At 56.6% G+C, this 518-nt stretch carries 1 protein-coding gene; it reads left to right on the top strand.

The features are described 5' to 3' along the window. Positions 1-24: 24 nt before the first annotated feature. The coding region (locus AWB74_RS45280) for a GntR family transcriptional regulator (RefSeq protein ID WP_061152866.1) at positions 25-518 on the top strand (494 nt) is incomplete at its 3' end.

The following is a 518-nucleotide window of genomic DNA, read 5'->3' as shown; positions in this document are numbered from 1 at the left end:
GTCACTTTTCCCGCCAAGGCAGACCTGCGGCTGCCGCGCTACCAGCTGATCCGCGACGATATCGTGCGCCGTATCGCTGATGGACAATGGGCACCCGAGCAGGCGATACCTACCGAAGCGGACCTTTGTCAGGCCTACGAGGTATCAATCGGCACTCTGCGGAAAGCCATCGATTTGCTGGTGGCTGAGGGCGTTTTGACACGCACACAGGGAAAAGGTACGTTCGTTCGCCGACCTCGCTTCGATTCTTCCTTGTTTCGATTTTTTCGCTTCAAATCGGCGGACGGCAAGTCGGTTCAGCCGACGGGAAAGGTTCTGGAACGTACGGTTCTGAAACCAAGCGAGACGATTCGCGAAGCACTGCAAATGAAAAGCAGCGAAAAGGGCATTCACCTCTCTCGAGTCCGTCTCATCGATTCGGAGCCGGTGCTCAGGGAAGATATCTGGCTTGCTCGCCATCGCTTCGAAGCGTTGACTACCCTGCCGCTCGACGAGTTCGGGGATTTGATGTACCCGCT

The organism is Caballeronia arvi, from assembly GCF_001544695.2.
Taxonomy (GTDB): domain Bacteria; phylum Pseudomonadota; class Gammaproteobacteria; order Burkholderiales; family Burkholderiaceae; genus Caballeronia; species Caballeronia arvi.
Note: the sequence above shows the minus strand (reverse complement) of the source record. Positions and strands in the feature narration are given on the sequence as shown.